This is a genomic window from Vibrio sp. 1CM23M (assembly GCF_023161755.1).
GTDB lineage: Bacteria > Pseudomonadota > Gammaproteobacteria > Enterobacterales > Vibrionaceae > Vibrio > Vibrio coralliirubri.
In genome coordinates this window covers 1-19,891 of record NZ_JALNTR010000001.1, presented here as the reverse complement: position 1 = coordinate 19,891, position 19,891 = coordinate 1, and the positions used below count along the sequence as shown (strand labels likewise).

The 19,891-nt window shown below is 41.6% G+C and carries 18 protein-coding genes and 1 tRNA gene; 8 read left to right on the top strand and 11 right to left on the bottom strand.

The features are described from left to right. Positions 1-3 precede the first annotated feature (3 nt). The 5 genes from MSG35_RS00095 (at position 4) to MSG35_RS00075 (ending at position 4,700) form a co-directional block, all read left to right on the top strand. Positions 4-690, top strand: a complete 687-nt coding sequence (locus tag MSG35_RS00095) for a hypothetical protein (protein WP_248382394.1) — start codon at positions 4-6, stop codon at positions 688-690. 373 nt (positions 691-1,063) lie between these two features. Further along, positions 1,064-1,771 (top strand): hypothetical protein, encoded by a 708-nt coding sequence (locus MSG35_RS00090; protein WP_248382393.1) that lies wholly within the window; start codon positions 1,064-1,066, stop codon positions 1,769-1,771. A gap of 548 nt (positions 1,772-2,319) precedes the next feature. Continuing rightward, positions 2,320-3,390: a DUF6765 family protein gene (locus MSG35_RS00085; RefSeq protein ID WP_248382392.1), complete on the top strand. Its 1,071-nt coding sequence runs from the start codon at positions 2,320-2,322 to the stop codon at positions 3,388-3,390. Between the two features lie 35 nt (positions 3,391-3,425). Then, complete coding sequence (locus MSG35_RS00080; RefSeq protein ID WP_017089388.1) at positions 3,426-4,364, top strand: hypothetical protein; 939 nt, start codon at positions 3,426-3,428, stop codon at positions 4,362-4,364. A gap of 3 nt (positions 4,365-4,367) precedes the next feature. Continuing rightward, the gene (locus MSG35_RS00075) at positions 4,368-4,700 is read left to right on the top strand and encodes a hypothetical protein (RefSeq protein ID WP_017089387.1); all 333 of its coding nucleotides are present in this window, start codon (positions 4,368-4,370) and stop codon (positions 4,698-4,700) included. Between the two features lie 209 nt (positions 4,701-4,909). Here MSG35_RS00075 and MSG35_RS00070 read toward each other — a convergent pair whose 3' ends face one another. From MSG35_RS00070 to MSG35_RS00020, 11 genes are all read right to left on the bottom strand, one after another. Beyond that, positions 4,910-6,112 carry an integrase arm-type DNA-binding domain-containing protein gene (locus tag MSG35_RS00070; RefSeq protein ID WP_016788543.1) on the bottom strand — a complete coding sequence of 401 codons (1,203 nt, stop codon included), beginning with the start codon at positions 6,110-6,112 and terminating at the stop codon, positions 4,910-4,912. Between the two features lie 377 nt (positions 6,113-6,489). After that, positions 6,490-6,804 carry a cytochrome c gene (locus tag MSG35_RS00065; RefSeq protein WP_248382391.1) on the bottom strand — a complete coding sequence of 105 codons (315 nt, stop codon included), beginning with the start codon at positions 6,802-6,804 and terminating at the stop codon, positions 6,490-6,492. A gap of 335 nt (positions 6,805-7,139) precedes the next feature. Beyond that, positions 7,140-7,829: a response regulator transcription factor gene (locus MSG35_RS00060; protein WP_248382390.1), complete on the bottom strand. Its 690-nt coding sequence runs from the start codon at positions 7,827-7,829 to the stop codon at positions 7,140-7,142. A 95-nt stretch (positions 7,830-7,924) separates the two neighbouring features. Further along, positions 7,925-8,806 carry a hypothetical protein gene (locus MSG35_RS00055; RefSeq protein WP_248382389.1) on the bottom strand — a complete coding sequence of 294 codons (882 nt, stop codon included), beginning with the start codon at positions 8,804-8,806 and terminating at the stop codon, positions 7,925-7,927. Further along, the gene (locus tag MSG35_RS00050) at positions 8,796-11,180 is read right to left on the bottom strand and encodes a fimbria/pilus outer membrane usher protein (RefSeq protein ID WP_248383218.1); all 2,385 of its coding nucleotides are present in this window, start codon (positions 11,178-11,180) and stop codon (positions 8,796-8,798) included. The genes MSG35_RS00055 and MSG35_RS00050 overlap by 11 nt, the downstream gene beginning before the upstream one ends. A 91-nt stretch (positions 11,181-11,271) precedes the next feature. Further along, a complete protein-coding gene (locus MSG35_RS00045; protein WP_248382388.1) occupies positions 11,272-11,958 on the bottom strand; it encodes a molecular chaperone in 687 nt (228 codons plus the stop codon). Positions 11,959-11,960: 2 nt separating this feature from the next. Next, positions 11,961-12,686 (bottom strand): molecular chaperone, encoded by a 726-nt coding sequence (locus MSG35_RS00040; protein WP_248382387.1) that lies wholly within the window; start codon positions 12,684-12,686, stop codon positions 11,961-11,963. 83 nt (positions 12,687-12,769) lie between these two features. After that, complete coding sequence (locus tag MSG35_RS00035; protein WP_017080976.1) at positions 12,770-13,267, bottom strand: hypothetical protein; 498 nt, start codon at positions 13,265-13,267, stop codon at positions 12,770-12,772. 77 nt (positions 13,268-13,344) lie between these two features. Further along, on the bottom strand, positions 13,345-13,869 hold the full coding sequence (locus tag MSG35_RS00030) for a hypothetical protein (RefSeq protein ID WP_248383216.1): 525 nt from the start codon (positions 13,867-13,869) through the stop codon (positions 13,345-13,347). A 788-nt stretch (positions 13,870-14,657) separates the two neighbouring features. Then, complete coding sequence (gene ltaE / locus MSG35_RS00025) at positions 14,658-15,662, bottom strand: low-specificity L-threonine aldolase (protein WP_248382386.1); 1,005 nt, start codon at positions 15,660-15,662, stop codon at positions 14,658-14,660. Between the two features lie 39 nt (positions 15,663-15,701). After that, positions 15,702-16,217 carry an NUDIX hydrolase gene (locus tag MSG35_RS00020; RefSeq protein ID WP_050620708.1) on the bottom strand — a complete coding sequence of 172 codons (516 nt, stop codon included), beginning with the start codon at positions 16,215-16,217 and terminating at the stop codon, positions 15,702-15,704. A 288-nt stretch (positions 16,218-16,505) separates the two neighbouring features. On the opposite strand from MSG35_RS00020, the gene MSG35_RS00015 reads away from it, so the two are divergent. The 3 genes from MSG35_RS00015 (at position 16,506) to MSG35_RS00005 (ending at position 19,891) form a co-directional block, all read left to right on the top strand. After that, positions 16,506-18,161 carry an ATPase RavA domain-containing protein gene (locus MSG35_RS00015; RefSeq protein WP_248382385.1) on the top strand — a complete coding sequence of 552 codons (1,656 nt, stop codon included), beginning with the start codon at positions 16,506-16,508 and terminating at the stop codon, positions 18,159-18,161. Between the two features lie 11 nt (positions 18,162-18,172). Then, positions 18,173-19,618, top strand: coding sequence for an ATPase RavA stimulator ViaA (gene viaA / locus MSG35_RS00010; RefSeq protein ID WP_017070584.1), 1,446 nt, complete (start codon positions 18,173-18,175; stop codon positions 19,616-19,618). 199 nt (positions 19,619-19,817) lie between these two features. Next, positions 19,818-19,891, top strand: a tRNA-Cys gene (locus MSG35_RS00005).

Genomic DNA, 19,891 nt, shown 5'->3' with positions numbered 1-19,891 from the left:
CAAATGATAAAAGCAAAATGGCTATATTCAGAACTTCCTGTGCCCCTCTGTCAGCTTTCAAAATTGATGAAAGAGCATCAATATACTGAAAGTTCTGGTACAGGCTTTTTGCTTTCAACTTCGTCAGCCTCTAAGTTAGCTGGTAAATACATCGAAAAGATTGTTCAGAAAACTTTAGTTGAAGACCCTTTTGGAGGGGTTTCCGAAATTGAATCGATTAGTTACTACACCTGTCAATTCAACTGGAGTTCCGAGTCTAACTATATGTATATATCTGAACCTCCACGTTCCTTGAGAAAGTTTTCTAACAAGTTGCACTGCTTAACTGGCTTGGGGTTGGTCTTGTCTGAGGTTAACGTTGCTCCTGAACGATGGTTAGGTTTAATTGAGGATTGTGCTGACTCCATAAGAATCCTTCAGATATCATCTTATGGTATTCGTACATCGCAAAGCTCAGCAGCTAAAATTTTAGTAGCTGGAACTAAAGACGTTAGAGAGGCTTTCTCATCGATGGTTGCAGATAAACGTTATTTAGTTGATAGCATAAAGTTTGAGGCTGAATTTGAGAACTTAGTGGTGAAAGGCGAGCTTACTAAGTCAGGAGTCTGTAGGCTGAAATCACCTAACATGAGCTTCATTCTAGATAAGCTACGTAACTCTTTAGAGAAGTCCACAGTACATAACGTCTAAAACAGGCCCCTTTGAAAATACAGCAATGAAGATTATTTGTTGAAATTTCTGATGCTTTTCCTAATCATAACCAATAGAGCTAGAGCAAAGTCTCTAGCTTACTTGTCCACTGTCCTTGTTAGCTCTTTTACTAATTCATATCAATTAATCTGAAATGAACCTAATCAAATCTAGCTGCTTGGGTTGATAACTTAGCGTTCCCGTTTTTAGGCGACATTTTGCAGCCTAGTATCCCTTTTAGAGCTTTAACCAATTGAATACTAATTGAAGCAATGTGACTAAGAGTGCATTGTGTAGAGTAAAAAACGACAATTTGTCGGCTAATAAACGTTATGCATTTGTGTGACATCATGCGTCTAGTAGAGAAAATAAATTGTATATAAACAAAGAGCTGATAGACCCGCTAATTGAACCTGCGGAAGATAAACTTCATAGAATAGTGAAAAGTTGTTTTGCATCAATTCCTGGTGTAGGAGGTGTTGCGGCAGAAGTTTTTAACTCCATAGTAGAGTCACCTATGGAATCACGAAAAATACAATGGATGATTGAGGTTACGGATGCAATCAACGTGCATTTAGTTGATCATGAACATTCTATTGAGAAGTTAGTTAACAATGATGTTTTTATCACAACATTGTTGCAAGCAAGTCAATCGGCTGTAAGGCAGCACAGTTTAGATAAAAGAGAGATGTTAAAAAATGCTGTCGTAAACTCAGCTCGTGATGCCGAATTGTTTGAATGGAAGAAAACAATTTTCATGAACATGATCGAGCGTTTTTCAGTTTTGCATCTTGTAATGCTAAAAGTTGCCAACCAAGACAGAAATTGGTTTATGGATGGCTTCTTAAAGCAAAAGGGGAGAGACAAAGGCTTTAAAGCTATATTGATTTCAGAATTCCCAGACCTACAAGGGAACTTAAAATATGCAAGTATCGTTTGGGATGAGCTCTATAGAGAGCAGCTAGTGATTGAAAGAGAGTTTGAGCAACTTGGTAATGCAAACGGTGATAAAAAGAGACTAACGACAGCCATTGCTCAAGAGTTTTTAGCGTTTGTCAGTACACCGCCCCCCAATTTATAACAAAACGCTTTAAGAGGGATTCAGGGGGGGCAACACGAAAATACAATATAGTTGTATGGAGTGCTGCTTACTTCCTAACAACGTCCGCGTGAGTCAGTTTGAGCTGAAAGAACACGGTGACAGGCTTTGTCCAAGGGCTAGATATCGCTGAAGGTGTGTGTAAGGTAGCGAAGGACTCCTGCGTTGTTCTTGATAGCTAATAGCCGCACCTCAGATACTCCAGAACGTTGTCTATTAAACATATCTTTATTACGGTTAGGTTCTGGAGGCATTGGCATATTCTTTTCCAGCGATATCCTACTTAGATCAAGTATTTAACTAATTTGTATAAATATTTGTGACCCATACCTTTTACGTATCCATGCTCCATATGAGTTCAGCATCATTGTCTGTTATATTTCCTACGTTTCATATTCTATATGCGGTGATAAAAATAGTTTATTCAAGAAGTGCAAGCCAGCCGAAATTTCTGCTGTTTAGGCATTCGGGGCAGTCACTTTATTTGTTGCTGCGTGCTCAATGTTGACAATCATGCCTGGGAGGCTCGAATGCAAATAGATGGACATCATACTCTCACTTACGTTATCGCTCGATATGCGGGTATTGAGCATCATGACGCTGAAAAAGTTGCGTATTCTGCTCAATATGTAGATGAGGCAACAAATGATAAGCCAATCCATTTTGATAATGGTGCGATGTATGACCGCATTGTGTCCGCTCACAAAATGCTCGACTATCGAAATATGCAAGAGCTTGCAAATCATCAGGTATGGATTCCATTCCACTTTCTTCCTGGCAATCAGGGCTTCCCTTCAAATGTTGAACCTGACGGACGGTTCATACATCGTTTAGTTTGTAAACCAGACAGCGCTGTTGCAAGAGATATGCTGAGAATGGTGGCAACACATTGGAACAAGCCTTACGGTGCCCACCTTATGGGGATTGCAATGCATGTTTATGCAGATACTTTTGCTCATCAAGGTTTTGCAGGGGTGATCCACGATTACAATAAAGTAGATAGTCTAGAATCGACCGCGAGCTCTTTGTTACAACGAATTAAAGATGACTTGTTGAGCGGTGGGGTATCCGCTTCTTCTCCTCTTGGGCATGGTGCGGCCCTATCTTTTCCTGATAGACCTTATGCTTCTTGGACTTATCGAAATGGTGAGGGAGACAGCGTTGTAAGAGACAATACCTCTATATTTCTACAAGCTGCGGATGCGATGTGCAAAGCACTGCAATGTTGGAAACAAGGTGACGTTGAGGTCGATATTGATAATCAACCAGGTTTGAGCTCGCAACAGCGAACTTTAATAGAACATGCTCTAACAACCATAGATGAAGAAGATGGGGAAATTCGCCATGCCGAGTGGCTTAAGTGGTTGCGAGATGGAAGGTTTGGCTTTACTGCGGTCGATTTGTCATTTGACAAGATTGGAGATAACAGTTGGAAACAACGGGCGAGGGGACAAGGTTTTATGCAAGATGGTCAACTGGTCTATCGATACTCGCCATCCTTTCTAAATTCTGACTGGAAACTCTTCCATGACGCGCTAAAAACCTATCGAATAGAAGTGATCAGAGATGTACTGCCTAAGTACGGAATTTGTATCGCTTAGTGCATCCCCTCCTCAATAGTAAAAAGGGTAAATCCATGACTGGATGGTTTGAAGTATCCACTGCTCCAAGGTTAAAGCTTATTGCGACCGCTTCGTTGGTAGTGATAGGCCTTAGTGGCTGTGCATCTAATGAGTCGGTTTCAATGGTAGGAGAATACGCCAAGCAATCTACAGAGGTTCAAAATGAGCTAATTGCTGTATATGAATATACAGATGAAGTGCGTATTAACGCCGAACTTATGAAAGCAACAAGGGACGGGGCTACTGGGGCTGATCTAGATATTTCTACCATCGACAATGAAGGCCAAGATACCTTACTAAAGAACTTGAACACATTTTCCCAAAGTATTTATCTTCTTGCGACAGACGATAGAAGCGAAGACCTAGATAAATACTCGGAGAAGCTCAATTCATCGCTGGTATCTTTATCCCAGATGCCCCAAATGGGAGAGATTGATGTAAAGGATGTTGAGTTACTTTCAACTAGCGTGAATGCAATAGCGAGAGCTTATACGGAGAAAATGCGTTATGAGCTTTTAAAGGAAATAGTCATTGATTCGGAAAGCATAGTTCAAAGCGCACTTAAATCATTAGAAGGTGAGTTGGATTCCTGGCAGGAAGCGACAAGGGTTTCTTTGGAAAAAGAATTACGTATTCGTTTGTATTTACTTAATAACCCTAATCGTTGTGAGACCAGTGATAGCAAGCGTTGTGTGACGTTCTATCATTCACTTGAAGAACGAGCTGATGCTTACAAGAAAGCTTATAAGATCCGAGTCCGCATCAACGAGCTAGATGTGAAGTTTACAAAACTTGCAAGTGCTCTAGTTAATCTTCAAGAGTTGAACCAATCGATAATCATATCCTTAAAAAATGATGACGATTTAACAAAAGACGCCGCCAAGAAAGCGCTCAAATCAACGAAGACTCAGATCGATGCGATCAAAGAGTTTCGCGATAGCCTAGAGGACTAACAAATGGATCATAACCACAAGATTGCTTACGATGAATTGAAAAGTATGTATGACGAACTTCAAAGCTACCTTGACTCTGTCATGTTAGATCCAGAAGATGAACCGTTGTTACTACAATGCGAACAGCTGGGCGATCAAATTTATGCTTACAATGCGGCCATACTAAAAAAGAATTCGGTCACACTAGCTAAAGGACAAGGAAGTGTTAAAGAGCTTATTAATCAAGCTAAAGGAGCTAAAGTAGCTTTAAAGAAAGCAGAAGATAAGGTCAAAATACTAGCTCAGGTAGCTAATGCTATCGATAAGCTATTATCACAGTTAGCTAAATTTTTATAAGTGCCTTGGGTTATGTACATCTCACACACCGTCCTTTCGGACGAAATGGCGATTTGATGAGTTAGCCATAGTGGGCTATGTAGACCTTTATGTTTCGTAACTAAAGGGGGCTACATCGCCCCTGTTGAACACCCTAAATACCAACGCAGAAGAAGCAATCAAAATGTGCCTCGCAAACCTAAACTTGTGGGTTTAAGAATGACCTCATACTATGAAGATGACGACATAATAAACTCACTCCACCAAGCCATAATGTCTTTTCTTTGCTCGAAAAAATCGGTTCGATTATAGCTTGCTCTAGTTGTATTTCTATCAGCGTGCGACAAACAGGCTTCAATATGCAGTGAATCAAACTCCTGTTCGTGTAGGGCTGTAGACGCAATAGACCGTAAGCCATGTGCCACAAGCTCACCTTTATAACCAAGACTGCGTTTGATTGCAGCGTTAGCTGTGGATTCGCCTATGTGGGTATTAGAGTTGCGCTCACCAGGGAAGACAAACTCTTTACCTTCACTTAGAGGGCGTATTTTGTCTAGTATCTCTATCATCTCATCAGTCAAAGGAACTTTATGTGCTCTTTGGCCTTTCATTTCTTCAGGCGGCATTGTCAAACATCTTTTGTGAATATCAATATAACTCCAGCGAGTTCTAGCAGCCTCTTTAGGCCTTAACATTGTGTGAAGTTGCCAAAGAATGACGTATTTGGTTTTATCTTGTAGCGTGTTGTTTTCATTAAGCTTGTAAAGGAAATCTCGAAGTATTTCTGGGCGGATTGTTGGCATATGTTTAACATTATGATGTTCAAACGCGTTGATCATTCTAGTCAATGGATTGACATCAATTACATCACTATCAACCGCATACTCCATGATCTGATTCAGGGACTGACAGATTCGTTTAATCGTCGAAAGTTTCTGGGCTTCTTCGAGAGGACGTAGGAGCTGAATGGCATCTCTACGCGTAATAGACTCTATGGGAACATTTTGAAATTTGGGGAATATGTATATTTGTAGAGTTCTCCAAACACGCTCAGCATGATCCTTGCTAATTGTTTTTTTCTTCCTTTTGAACCATTGCTCGGCAACGCAAATGAAAGTATTAGATTCTCTACGAATGGTGTCCTGCTTTAGTGCCTCAATGTGCTCGCGCGGGTCAACGCCGTTGGCAAGTTGATTTCGGTGATCTTGAGCAATCTTCCTTGCATCAGCAAGCTTTAACGTCGGGTATGAACCTAGCGATAGCTTCTTAACTTTGCCAGTTACACGATTGGTGTAACGATACTGCCATGATTTGGTGCCATTCGGTCTAATGCGGAGGTTAAGCCCATTTCCGTCAGACAGAATATATTCCTTCGTTTTGATCTCGGCTGCTTTGATTTGTTTGTCAGACAAACTAGTGGTTTTCTTTGGCATATGAACTCCCCAATAAGTTGTTACATATTCTACACTAGTCATTGTTTGGGGTACATAATGGGGTACAAAGAACATGAGGAGTGGTGAGTTGGTATGAGAGGGTGTGAATTGAATTATTTGTATAAGCTGTTGTTTTAAATGGTATGTTTGGTCTTGATGAGTCGGGGTGATTGTTTAATTCAGTAGTCCCGGAAACCATTGAATAGACATAGAGATAAACCTTGATAAATATATTTGCTGCACATTGTAAGGGTTGGATGATACGTGTAAAGGTATATCTATCCCGACCTTCAATGAGCTCAGTGAGTTTGCTTGAAGTATAGGCGACTTGGTGATGTTTATTTAGCTGATGATTGACCTATTGAAGGTGGGAGCCACTAATCTTGTGAAGCGTAAAAAGCCGCTATATCTCTCAAGTCTTGATCATTGAGCTTACTTAGTTGTGCTCGCATCATATCTGCGTAGTCGCCTTGTCTTTCCCCGTTTTGATACGATTTCATTGCATTAAAGAGATAGGTTGGATCTTGACCAGAAAGCTTGGGATAGGAGTTGTCAGTCGAAGGGCTGTTGGGGTTATGACAAAAAACGCAGCTTGGTGATTTCACTTTACCTAGTTCAGGGTCGCCAAAATCAGAGGCATGAAGGCTAGAGGAAAAAGCGAGTAATATTAAAGCTAAGGATGGGTAATGCACGTTTTTGCTCCGGTAAAAACATGATTATAAAGCTTACCTTAAGGGGAAGCTCAAGTTCTATTTGCTATAGATGAGCAATTACATATGGTTTAGAGTGAATTTTTGCAGCTTACTAGGAGAGTCGTGCGCAAATGGGAGCAGCTAAGCTTTTTGAAAGCTGTGAGTCATAGAGTCGAAATGTGTCGTGAGACTTAAGTTTTTGTGATGCTCAGATGTTCGATCTCAGAGCAGAAACTTGTTAGCGGGTAATTTGGACCAAGCTTTGAAAGGGGACTTTCCTCAACTGCCATAGTGCTTGTTGGTAACTCTAATTTACTATTATCTTTGTATTGTGTTTATACTTTGAGCTTCATATCAGGTTGTATAATAGTCTCTAAACTATTGATAAAATATGCTTTTCTTATCGCTTCTTTGCGGTTTGTGACATTTATTTTTTTATATATATTGTATACGTGCGTCTTTACCGTACTTTCTGAAATAAATAGTTCGTTTGAAATTTCTAAATTTGAATCGCCTCTAATCACGCGCTTAAATATTTGAACCTCTCTTTTCGTAAGGCTAGATAGTATTACTTTCGACTTGAAAGTGTAATCGTGTCTATTAGATAGAATATGTGACATTAACTTTCTCGGTAGCCACAAATCGTCGTCACACACTGTTTTTAAACAACGGGTAAGGTGATCAATAGGAGCGTCCTGATAGATGATTCCTTTTATATTAAACAAGTTGAATAGTTGCATTACGGTAATACTTTGTCCGGTAATGTCAGCAGGAACATCGTAGACTACCCATTTATTTGATTCTATTTTTGATAAAATGATGTTGATATCTTCGATATTTACCAATAGTAAGTAGCTAATAAGGACGACATCGAAAGTCTTATGGTTACTCGAACGCTCAATGCTTGTCATGCATTCTCTGCTAAAAGAAAAATCACTGTATTTTTCTATTTCGCGCTGAATAAACTGGTTGTTAATACCGTTGTCACCAATTAGGAGCATGTGCTTTAAATTATTTCTATGCATAACTTATCCCGAGCCTGGTAAATCAAGTTTTGATTCTATGACGTTGTGCTTTATAAAATTGAGCTCTGCGGCTTAATTTTTACATAATTGCATAATTATGGTTGCTGTGAAAGTCGAGGTTCAATAGAAATTTGTAATATATCGTCATATTTCCCTCCTGGTTTGTTCTCTGTTTCACCAATGACAAAATTCAAAGGAATAGGTTGACCAATCGTAGCGGAAAGACGTTGAATTCTCGCATCCAGTTGCTCAAGGTTTATTCTGTCGCTATCGAGGGAAAGTTGGTATGGAATATCCCACTTAGTCTCATTAGATTCATGACGTAGCACTCCTTGATGGGATGATTCGAATACGATGGTATAAGCTGTATTGCTTTGAACCCATAGGTTAGGTGCAGAGCGAATAATCTTGTTTGAATATAATGTCCCTAGATCAAGGTCATAATGTTGTTGGGTTAATCCATAAAAATGAATTTTCGCAGCAGGCGGAACGTTAACCGATACCGGGATGGAGCTAGGGCTAATTTCTACTTGTTTACTATTAGAGGTATAAGAAGGCGAAACTTCTAAAAGCCCTCGGTAGGTTCCTGACGCTAACCATTGCTTGCTCGGAAATCGCATTTGTATCGTTGCTGAAGGGTGGCTATCGGTTAATGATAAGTGCCATTGATTAGCCACCGGCATGCCAATCTGCCCTGACCACTCAAAGTTGAGTTTGTCTTGGCTCGACCCTTTTAACGATCGACTGGTATCGTTAAGCTGCAAAATTAAGCTTAACTCGCATGGTTCGCCAATTATGTTCGCATCTATTCGGTAAGTGTTAATTGTTGCGAATGAGCCTGCGCTAAAAACATCATATTGCGATTTAGATGAGACGGGTTGAATAGTCAACGCATTAGCTTCACACGCAAATGCATAAGGTAGATGGTTTATGGCGATGAGGAACAGGGATCCCAAAAGTACTTGTTTATTCAACATACACATCTCCAAGTCTTATCAAGTTGTCACTGCGTTCACTAAGGGAAATGATGACTGACTCTTGTTCTTTAGTGTCTAGTACCAATTGATATTTACCTGGCTTTAATCCAGAGATTGCAAATATGCCGTTACGATTGGTAAAGAAGTCAATGGGCAACTGTTTTGCCTCACCAAGGTAATGTGCTACACCAGCGACAAGTGAAATAGGGTTGTTACTTTGACGATCGAATAGCTTGCCAATAACGGTTAATACAGCATCAGATCCAATCTGGAGTTGGAAGCCCCGTTTATAACCCGGCTTAATCCAAAAAGCGCCATCACCTAAGTCATACCCTGGCGGCAAGTTATCGACCTCGTAACTGATTACTTGGCCATTGTAAGCAACAAGGTCTGGGACCATAGCACTTGCATCTCCTTTAAGATAAACGCGTGCGTACTCACCGTCCCTTGTGGGATCGATAGCCACGTCATTCTCTTTCAGACTCTTATGTTTAGTGACAATCGCAAACGCTTCGCGTACTGGTCTGCCGACTGCCACAGATGAACCTGCAAAAGCAAGTGAACTAGTAACAGTTACGTCGGTACTGTGGTTTCGTGTTTCACCACTAATTTCTTCAAGCCGCGAAGCGTGGGTCGCATTCAATTCATAACGGTTGGCCGTGTAGTTAATCCCAGCATCCATATCGGCATCCGTCTCTTCGTTAGTAATAACACTCGCAAACGCCGACACCCCTCCTGTGTTACCAATATTATTCTGATAGCTGTAATCTAAGGCGGCTTCATTGAGCTCTGTGGTGTAACGACCGACAACACGAGTTTGTCGACTAAGAGGCCAACTTATGGTGACAGTCGTGCTGATGTCATCGTCTTCGCTTGCGTTATGTCGATAGTTAACGCGTGCACTCCAGGTAGCGGGAGTATCAAACAGTCCGTCCGATAAACTCGGGCTAATCAGCCAATAATCGTTCTCTTTGTCTATTCCTGATCGGTAATTGAGGGTCATGGCGGCACGTAAAGACTGACCAAGGTAAATGGAGCTGAATGCAGACACATAATGAGTGGTTAAGTTGATATCGATATCGGAAGCATCAAACCCTGAGACCCCAGTAAAATTGTTGGCCAGATATTCATAACTAAAACTCAGTTGTGGGGACAGAGTGTTGGTATTGGAAAACTCCGCGTCGAATGCAAATTTGTAAGCGTAGCCAGTTCCAAATGTAGGGTGTTCGCTACGAGAGGCAGTGAGTTCAGTGACGCCCCATATAGAAGCGAGTAACGCGGTGGCACCATATTGATAAAGATCTTCACGGGTTTGAAAGTTCGTACCCAACGTTAACCAAGGGCTAATACCCACATCAATATAACCATGGAAAATACGCTCGTCGGTTAGGTACTCTAGTTGTCCATTTTGTAATTCAGAAGGCGCTCCATACATGATGCTATATTCAAACTCACCGCTATTGAGCAAGTCGTTACCGGTTGCAATAGAAAACTCGATACGTTCTTCATTCCCGGAGCGGTCGGTGATGACGAGTGCAATATCATTGCTACCTTGCGCCAGGGGGATATCACTAAGGTTATAGCTACCAGCGCCGAGGGTTAATCGTTGGACTGCGATCCCATCTATATAGACATCGACATTTGATGCCCTTTGAAGGGTGAATGATTGATTGGCTCGTGGTCGTGCATTTCTGGTTGGAATGAGTGTGAAATCTCGCGTTAACCCAATACCAAGTATGTCGGTACTGTCCTGAAAAGATTGACCACTGTTGTACATATCGCCGAGGACAAGTCGTGTGCCTTGTTCTGCAAAGTCAATATTAAGACGAGATCCTTCTCTTACGTATCGCGAATCTTGTGACGAGCTGTTTTCTAAATAGGATTCGTACTCAAAGTTTAGAAAACCAATGTTAAGTGCGGAGTCGAATTGACCGCGATAGAGATCTTGCCTTGACGAATTCTGGTTCACATATTGGGTCTCATTGGCCGAAAGGGCAAAGTTAACGTACCCACTTAATAAACTTGGTTCGGCATAGTTATAAAAATCATCTGCGCCGTTCATAGACAGTTGTTGGGTTAAGCTAAATTCAGGTGGTACCGTCACGATGCATTCTAATGATGAGAAATCGAAACTCAGATCTAATCCTACGCTCTCAAAATGATGCTGAGACAGCATCTCATCGTCTGTCGTGTCATTGAGTCTCGCAATACCTTCATGAGTTACGACGGAAGAAAGGAGAGAAAGCGTACTTTCCTTCGGTAACAAGATCTCGTTGTTTGCGGTAATGATAATGTCCGCTTCCCCCAGTATGGTGTCACTTATCCTCAGTAAAGAGGTAAGTTGAATATCTCGCCCTGTTGGATTCAAGACCATTTCCTGGCCCCAAGCTGCAGGGCTTAAGGCGGCACAATATAGAAGTACTAATCCCAAGACATACAAAACTCGCCACATCTTGTGATGGGTTTCAGTTTTCATGCCCATGGTAAGTGCCCATTGGTAAGTAATTTAAAGAAGAAGGAAAAGTAATAGTGGAGTGTGGTGGAATAAATTGCTCACCTAAAGCCGCATGTACTTTTTGGCTCTGAGATTCGAGCCCCGTAAAATGAAGTAACGATGTATAGGTAAATCGTGACCCTGAATTAGTAAGTGTTAGCTTGCCTTGTTTATCTACGTGCAATTTCACGTCAGGTTCTAACGAGGATGAGTGAATGTGCAACAACGCATTGTAGTGAACTTGCAAATTGATACCGGTGGTTAAACCGATGGGCTTATCTATTCTCGCGTTGTTCTGTCCAATATTCACGGTACTGAAACGAATGAAATAACTTTGAGAGGTTTCGAGTGTTCTGTTTCCCAACCATTGTATACGGAATACTTGACGTTCTCCGGGTGCTAACATCGCGGCTGGTGGAAACACAAACATCTCTTCACTCGCTAGATCAGATGTCTCGAACGTGCCATCTGATAAGAAGTTCAAACGACGAACGTTAGCTTCAAGTGGGAGAGCTTGTGTTGAGTTGTTAGTCACAACCAGTTGAGATGCTGCCCTGTGATCGGTATTGAGCTCAATGACGGTTGGAAACAGTGTTATGCCAAACGCTTGTGTGCACAGAAAGCAAGAAATGAGCGCTCCCCAAATATAACGTCTCATTACTATTGATCCTGCTCTATTTCAATCGATAGGGTGTTTACGTCATAATTTTTAAGAGGCTGCATTTCAAAAAAACGCGTGGAGTAGGGAAGGACCAAAGTACCCGGAATACGTTTAGCGATTTCTACGCCTTTTAAATAGGTTGAATTTTTACCATCAGATACCTTCCATGTTGTATTGGTTAATCGACCATAACTATTACCACTGTTAAGTACTTCAAGAACCCATTTGTTCTTTTTGTCATTTTGCTCGATGCTTTTAATTTCAAGCTGGGAAGTTGTGTTCTGAGGTCGCACGTTGATAAGCGTATTAAACTGTAGCAAAAGGCTTACTTGCCCTTGATTACTGCTCGCTCTTTGAACTTTTACTTGCTTAACAGCAATGCGATACGCTTTAGATTCTGTGATTGAAGGATCGCCCAAATACCGCACCATAATGGATTGCGATCGTCCAGGTTCTATTATTGCGGTCACTGGAATCACTAGTAACTCGTCATCCGCAGGAGTGGTGGTCTCTTTGCCATAATTGTCCATTGTCATGTAGACCGGAGAAAGCTCAACCGTGAGTGGTTCTTGAGATGAGTTCTCAACCCTCATGGTCATTTGAGCTCTTTTGCCAAGCGGTGTCATTTCCATAGACATCGGTTCTACTTTGAACGCATGAGCGGACAAACAAGTGAATGACAATAGGAAAAGAACGATCCATTTATGCATGATCCATTTATACATAGCGAAGAGCTCCAAATTAAACTTATGTCGTTGAGACTGAGATTAAGTCGGAGGCTGAACAAAAGCCCCCGACTTGTTAGCCTCTAATTCGAGGTGATATTTACGGTTAATGTATCTGAGTAACCACCTGCCCACGGCGAGGTTTCTGTTGTAACAATATCAATGCTTGCGGCAACACCAGTAGCTAATGCCCCAGAACCACCATAAGAGTTACTGACTGAAACGTCATTTAGACCTGGGCCCCCTGGTGCATTAAGCGTGAAAGGAGCTAAGCCTGACGGGTTGAATGTTGCATCATATGTAAGAGCGTAGTCTTCGCTATCGTCTGACTCTAGACCACCTTCAGCACTTGTCAGTGTTACCGTTGCACCATCGACGTCATTACACTTCATGTTAAGGCCACTAACAGAAAGGTTTTGAATTTGAGATACGTTACCAAAGTCCATCAGTTGCGTTGAAAGACCAGTAACCTCACATACAGGTGAAACAAATCCAACTAACTGGACATCACCAGGAGCGGCTTGGACTTGAGCACCAAAAATAGCTGTGACTGTTGCTGCGTAGAGTGTTAGCTTTTTCATTAGAAATTCCTTTATCTTAAATGATTGGCTCGAATACTGCTGAGCGTATGTTGTTCTGCAGATACATTGCAGAGTTTTCACTTTGTCACGCTATGAATCGAAGGGTAAACTTCGATCTCAATAACGTCTTGATAATAACCTGCGAAACGCAAGCTATTTTCGAGTGCTACCCTAAGACTCCCATGTTGAGAGAACGGAATAACACCAGAACTGTCTATCATTACTGGTGAAGTAAGTTGGCTGCTGTGCCTATTTTCATAAAGACGAATTTCGTCTATTTGTAATGACAAATTGTAACTCTCAATAATATCAACCCCTTGATGTTGATATTTTAAGCCTCCATGTTTTGAGTTGATCGTTATACCCAACGGACGGTTACAATAGATATTAAAAGGCAACGATTGCGCATCACGGTGTTCTGTAAAATTCATAATATTGCCAGAAAAAAAGTTTATTTCGCATCGATCTTTGATCTGACCGCTAATTCCTAACGTTAAGCTATTAGCACCAACATATAATGAGAATGACATACTAAAAATAAACATGTAGACGATGAAGTTATGAAGGGTCCTAAATACTCTAACCATAATTTCACCTCTCAGCGATTGAATGTAACTTGTTGCTTAACTTTGAAAACTATATGTGCTTTAAAAAATGGTGAAGTAGTAAAAAAAGTTTATTATTTAAGAGAAGTATGAGTTTTAGTATGATTTTAACTTGAGGAGTAGAGGCTGAAGAATTAGATAATAATATTACATTCAATTAGATAGGTGTTTTCCGTTGAAGATTCTGGTTTACGAGGGCTTTTTATTTAATTGATAAAATTAGGGTTATGGTCTACCGATGATGATTTGTATTGAACTTTCCGATGAGCCACTGTTTTTGGTGTCTTAAAATTGACAGTATTATTAAGTAAATAAGGATTTTGTAATTTGATTTTAATATGAATGTGTAATTGAAAATTTTATTAACGGAGAGTGATTACCTAAGCTGGTGGCAATTTATCAATTAAAATTAGATGTTTACAGAAGTATAATTAGGAATGATGTAATCTGTTTCTAATTACCGCATGCGTGTTGATTAAAAAATTAACTGTTGGAGCTGAATTATTTATCTTCAGCGACCATTCAATGTTCTATTTCATTAATGCAAGTCAAACTTGAGCGGTAATAGAATGCTGAAATGTGGGGAATGATTCTTAGAAGGTATTCATATAGGCCAAAACGAGATCGCGTTCTGTTCCAGTCAATTTAGTGTGCTTATTAGAAAACTCGTCTGTGTCGAGAAGATGATTTACTGTGGAATTGTTGAATGAATTTTTTGAAAGACTAAAGCTTCTCACAGGAAGCTTTAGTCTTAATTACGGTAGAGGTTAATCTCATTAAAAGAGTTAAAGCGCATTTTCCAACTTAGTTAGGAAAGTCGCGATGTCTTCTGAACTGATGTCTCTATGGGTAACAAAGCGCACTGGGTTCCCTGGTGACATCGTAAAGCCTTGTTCGCTCAGCTCGCGAGCGATTCGGTTGATATCCACGGACTCATCTAACTTCGCAAATACAATGTTGGTTTGAATGAAATCAGGGTTAACCGAAAAACCTTCTAGTTTGCTTAAACCAATCGCTAGGTTTTTTGCGTTCTCATGGTCCGCTTTAAGTTGAGTAACGTTCTCCGTCAGCGCCATTTTACCTGCAGCGGCAAGAATACCTGCTTGGCGCATACCACCGCCGACCATTTTACGCAGTCGACGTGCTTTGGCGATGTATTCTTTGCTGCCAAGAAGTAGTGAGCCGATTGGAGCGCCTAAACCTTTTGATAAACAAATCGTCATAGAGTCGAAGTGTTGTGCGATCTCTTTGATGTGCACGTCTAATGCGACTGCGGCGTTATAGACGCGCGCGCCATCTAGGTGCATTTGAAGTCCGTGTTGGTTTACGAACTCACGTGCTTCCGCTAGATAAGACATTGGCAGGACTTTACCATTGATCGTGTTTTCTAAACTAAGAAGCTTGGTACGAGCAAAGTGGCTGTCGTCGGGCTTAATCGCAGCGGCAAGCTTTTTAAAGTCTAAAGTCCCGTCTGGGTTGTTCTCGATTGGTTGAGGTTGGATTGAACCAAGTACCGCAGCTCCGCCAGCTTCGTACTTATAGTTGTGCGCCTGTTGGCCACATAGGTACTCATCACCACGCTCACAGTGCGCCATCAAACCAAGTAGGTTGGCTTGCGTACCTGAAGAGGTGAACATTGCCGCTTCAAAGCCCGTTTCATTTGCTGTCCACTGTTCTAGCTCGTTGACGGTTGGGTCATCGCCATAAACATCATCGCCCACTTCTGCGTTTACCATTGCGTCACGCATAGCTTGCGAAGGTTTAGTTACGGTATCAGAACGAAAGTCCATGTTTCTCTCCTAGAGTACTTTAGGTAGCCATATAATTGGCTATAGATGGCCACATAATTGGGCTTTGCTTAAACAAGCGATAGTTTTGGTATCGGTGATTTGATCGTGTCGTATTTTATCGTGCAGTTCTTCTAAACTCAGTTCGATCACTTCTATTACTTCATCTTCATCGCATTCAAAGCGGGTAGTGAGGCTTAAGTCTTTCGCGACAAACAGATGTTGTATCTCATCACAGAAGCCAGCTAAAGGGGTGACTTGCCCTAAGCTTTGAAAAGAAGTTGCACTGTAACCTGTTTCTTCTTCTAGCTCTCGTTGGGCACATTGAAGAGGTGTCTCATCTATTTCCATCGTGCCTGCGGGTAGTTCTAAAAGCCATTTTTTAAGAGAAGGGCGAAACTGGTTTATGAGGATGATTTTTCCAGACGAAGTGATAGGAAGAATAACTGCCGCGCCAGGGTGGTTGATTGTTGTATGTTTTACCACGACGTTCGTAGGGAGCGTCACGTTCTCTTCTATGAGAGAAATGCTTTTCCATTTATGGATAACTTTACTCATGCAGTCTGGCCACATTCCTTGCCAATTTTTCGTATAACGGAAGACGTGCACCACCATAACGTCTATGGTGTCGAAAATAAAAGAAAAATTAGGTTTCGCATTAGATTTAGTTTCACGCCGTTCGTGATGTTACTCTCATAATTGGAATCTATGATTGCGCCAAAATTACCGACGTAACCATCTGATATAAATGCAACTCAATAATAAAATACACTTGTAACAAAGTGCTAACAAATGTATAAAAACAATTCTACACTCTCAACTGTTCAAAGATTTTCGGAGTAACGCATGAACCCTTCTATTTCTTCACATGCTGACAAGGCGCTACTCTCTGAAAGAATCAATAAATTAGCGCATGCTCTCTCTGATGGTGTCTATGAAAGAGAAGACACGATTAAACTTTGTTTACTGGCTGCTTTGGCTGGTGAAAGTGTGTTTCTATTAGGCCCTCCGGGCATCGCAAAAAGCCTTATCGCTAAACGTCTCATTCAGGCTTTTGACAACAGTAGTTACTTTGAATATTTGATGACTCGTTTCTCTACTCCCGAGGAAGTGTTCGGCCCACTAAGTATCCAAGAATTAAAAGACAACGGTCGTTACGTAAGACTGACCGAGGGTTACCTACCAACCGCACAAGTCGTATTTCTTGATGAGATCTGGAAAGCCGGCCCTGCAATCCTAAACACGCTGCTTACTGTCGTTAACGAAAAGACTTTCAAAAACGGCAGCGATATTGAACGTGTACCGATGCGTCTACTCGTGTCGGCATCCAACGAACTTCCAGATGAAGACAGCGGCTTGGAAGCACTTTATGACCGTATGTTGGTACGCGTGTTCGTGAACCGTATTCAAAACAAACAAAACTTCAAATCGATGCTGACGACGGGTACTTCTCAAGAAGCGGCAATTCCAAAAGGTTTGGCGATTACGGACATTGAATACCATCAATGGCAGAAAGAGCTCGATAAGCTGGAACTGACAGACAATTCGTTTGATAAGTTGTTTGAACTAAAAACCATGCTTGAAGAGACGGTTAAGAAGCAAGGCTCTGCCTCAGAGTCAGAATTGTATGTATCAGACAGACGCTGGAAGAAGGCCGTTAAACTATTGAAAGCGAGTGCGTTCTTTAGTGGTCGCGATAGCGTGAACCCGCTAGATATCATGCTTCTGCAAGATTGTTTGTGGCATAGCCCAGAATCACGTGATGTGGTTCGTAGCGTGGTGAAAGACTTTGCATTGAACCGAGCGTTTGATCAACAAGAGTCGAAAGCTCAAATTGAAATGTCTCGTGAAGAGTTAGAAGAGATTCAAGACGATGTTGAATCAACGTTGTCGGTATCGCTTTCTATGGAGTCAACCAGTGGCTTGTTGCGTAAAGACGTTTACCAGAATGATATTAAGAACGCGAAAATGTACAGCGTGGGCAGTGCTTACAATCTAGTGAAACTGGTTATGCTGCAAAGCAACATGTCGGTGTCTGAATCTGAGAAAGGCGATAGCCGTTGGGTATACGTAGCCAAAGACGATTTTGATCGTGTGCTTAAAGAAGGTCACGGTGATATTTACGGTTACGTAAACGAAAATAAAAACCTATGCCGTTTAAAACTCGACTTGGATGCATCAAACCAATTAGTGATTAAAGACATCGCCAATCGCTCTGTATTGGTGAGTGTGGTTACTACTGACGGTTTAGACCAAGAACTGTACAACAAGTGGTTGAGTGGCGCTGAGAAAGCCTTAGAACAGTTAACTGAAGCTGAATTCAAGTTAAAACGCGTTCGTACTGAATTCCATGATGCATTACCTCATAACTATATTGACCCTGATTTACCAAAAGCGATGGAAGCAAGTTTGCAATCGGTAACGCAAGATCTTGAAACCACGAAAGTGAAGAGTGCCAAGATCGCTCAGCGTATTAAGTTTATGAGCCAGTACTTCGAGTAAGAGGAGAGCATATGTTAGGAGCAGACGGCTTAAACCTCGCTTTGATGGTAGCTGATTCCGGAATCATTGATACCGCGATGAATGATCTCATCGCTCGTTCTCAAGTCATGATGGCTGCAGAGAACAAAGGTGTGAAAACATCCGTGAAAAACCACTTAGTCAAATGGCGCGGTAAAGTAAAAAAACGCGTCACCAAGGTGTGTGAAACTGATCGATTCCAAGAGGAAATCGCCCTTTATCAAGAAGTGATTTACTGGGATGAACCTCAGTTCTTTGATGAGATTGACAGCGTTATCAAAAAGCTGGAGTGGCATTCCGCGTTTTATCTACAAGCTCGACGCCTTATGGAGAACAACAAGGGCGTTTATAACGCGATGTTTCCACACTACTTTTGCGACCAATGGTACCAATCACTTTCTGATGCGATTAAGCAAGCTCAAGTAACCGAACTTGAAACAAGTAAAGAAAAAGTCTTAGCCGATCTTTATCAGCGCATGGAAACTATGAAAAACATGGACAAAGTGACTGAGTCGGGTGATGAAGGCAGTGTAGGGCGCTTGTGGGACATGGCTTCTGCCAAATTAAGCAAAACAGACCTTACCATCATGAAGCGTCATGCTGAGTTCTTGAATAAGCACAAGGGCTTGCAAGAGATCGCTGAAAAGCTAGGCCGTATGGCTGGTGAGGAAGATGATCCTTCGCTACACAAAGCCCCTGTAGAAGAATTGCAGATGGTTGAAGAGAAAAGCGATGAAGCGGTCGATGATATTGTCGGGATTCATGAAAGTGATGACCTCAACAAGATGCTGCCAAACGAAACCATGTTCTTAGCTTATCCTGAACTTGAGGTTATCTTTTACAAGCATTTGGCCGACAAGCGCTTACTTAGCTATCGCTCGCAAGGTAAATCACGCACGTTACGGAAAGTGAAAGCGCAAAAACCAGATAGCAAGAACATTGATATTGAAAAGGGCCCGTTTATCGTCTGTGTCGACGCTTCGGGCTCTATGAGTGGTTTCCCTGAGCAGTCTGCTAAAGCAATGGCTTATGCCTTAATGCAAATTGCTCTTGCAGAAGAGAGAGACTGCTACGTGATTCTGTTCTCTTCTGAGCAGATTACCTATGAGTTAACAAGGCAAGATGGCCTACGTGAAGCTAGCGACTTCCTAAGTTACTCATTCCACGGCGGTACGGATTTAGAACCTGTTCTCATGAAGTCGATTGACTTGATGACGGGTGATAAATACAAGAATGCCGATTTAATCGTACTTTCAGACTTTATTGCACCGAAACAATCTGACGAAATGATTGCTCAGGTTGAAAAGTTGAAAGAACACAAAAACCGTTTTCATGCGGTTAGTCTTTCTAAGTATGGTAACCCTCAACTTATGACGATGTTTGACCACTGCTGGGCGTATCATCCGAGTCTTGTCGGTCGTTTCATGAAGAAGTGGTAGCGTTAGAACATTTTGTTTAACTCGATTTTGCTGTGTGTTTTTTGATTGAAGAGATCGAACATGCAGCAATTTGATTTAAATGTCAGCAAACGGAATTTAAATTCACTTTTTTGTTTGACTATCTCCCCTCAATCCGTAAAGTAGGCACCCGAACACAGCGGTGCGGCTTACTTAAGTCCCTAAAGTGTTGAATTAAAAAGGCGCCTTGGCAGAGTGGCTATGCAGCGGATTGCAAATCCGTGGACCTCGGTTCGACTCCGGGAGGCGCCTCCA

Excerpts from the sequence above, each read along its gene's own strand:
- MSG35_RS00095 (WP_248382394.1), top strand. The coding sequence starts at position 4 with ATGATAAAAGCAAAATGGCTATATTCAGAACTTCCTGTGCCCCTCTGT.
- MSG35_RS00085 (WP_248382392.1), top strand. The coding sequence starts at position 2,320 with ATGCAAATAGATGGACATCATACTCTCACTTACGTTATCGCTCGATAT.
- MSG35_RS00080 (WP_017089388.1), top strand. The coding sequence starts at position 3,426 with ATGACTGGATGGTTTGAAGTATCCACTGCTCCAAGGTTAAAGCTTATT.
- MSG35_RS00075 (WP_017089387.1), top strand. The coding sequence starts at position 4,368 with ATGGATCATAACCACAAGATTGCTTACGATGAATTGAAAAGTATGTAT.
- MSG35_RS00070 (WP_016788543.1), bottom strand. The coding sequence starts at position 6,112 with ATGCCAAAGAAAACCACTAGTTTGTCTGACAAACAAATCAAAGCAGCC.
- MSG35_RS00060 (WP_248382390.1), bottom strand. The coding sequence starts at position 7,829 with ATGCATAGAAATAATTTAAAGCACATGCTCCTAATTGGTGACAACGGT.
- MSG35_RS00055 (WP_248382389.1), bottom strand. The coding sequence starts at position 8,806 with ATGTTGAATAAACAAGTACTTTTGGGATCCCTGTTCCTCATCGCCATA.
- MSG35_RS00050 (WP_248383218.1), bottom strand. The coding sequence starts at position 11,180 with ATGGTCTTGAATCCAACAGGGCGAGATATTCAACTTACCTCTTTACTG.
- MSG35_RS00045 (WP_248382388.1), bottom strand. The coding sequence starts at position 11,958 with ATGAGACGTTATATTTGGGGAGCGCTCATTTCTTGCTTTCTGTGCACA.
- MSG35_RS00040 (WP_248382387.1), bottom strand. The coding sequence starts at position 12,686 with ATGTATAAATGGATCATGCATAAATGGATCGTTCTTTTCCTATTGTCA.
- MSG35_RS00035 (WP_017080976.1), bottom strand. The coding sequence starts at position 13,267 with ATGAAAAAGCTAACACTCTACGCAGCAACAGTCACAGCTATTTTTGGT.
- ltaE (WP_248382386.1), bottom strand. The coding sequence starts at position 15,662 with ATGGACTTTCGTTCTGATACCGTAACTAAACCTTCGCAAGCTATGCGT.
- MSG35_RS00020 (WP_050620708.1), bottom strand. The coding sequence starts at position 16,217 with ATGAGTAAAGTTATCCATAAATGGAAAAGCATTTCTCTCATAGAAGAG.
- MSG35_RS00015 (WP_248382385.1), top strand. The coding sequence starts at position 16,506 with ATGAACCCTTCTATTTCTTCACATGCTGACAAGGCGCTACTCTCTGAA.
- viaA (WP_017070584.1), top strand. The coding sequence starts at position 18,173 with ATGTTAGGAGCAGACGGCTTAAACCTCGCTTTGATGGTAGCTGATTCC.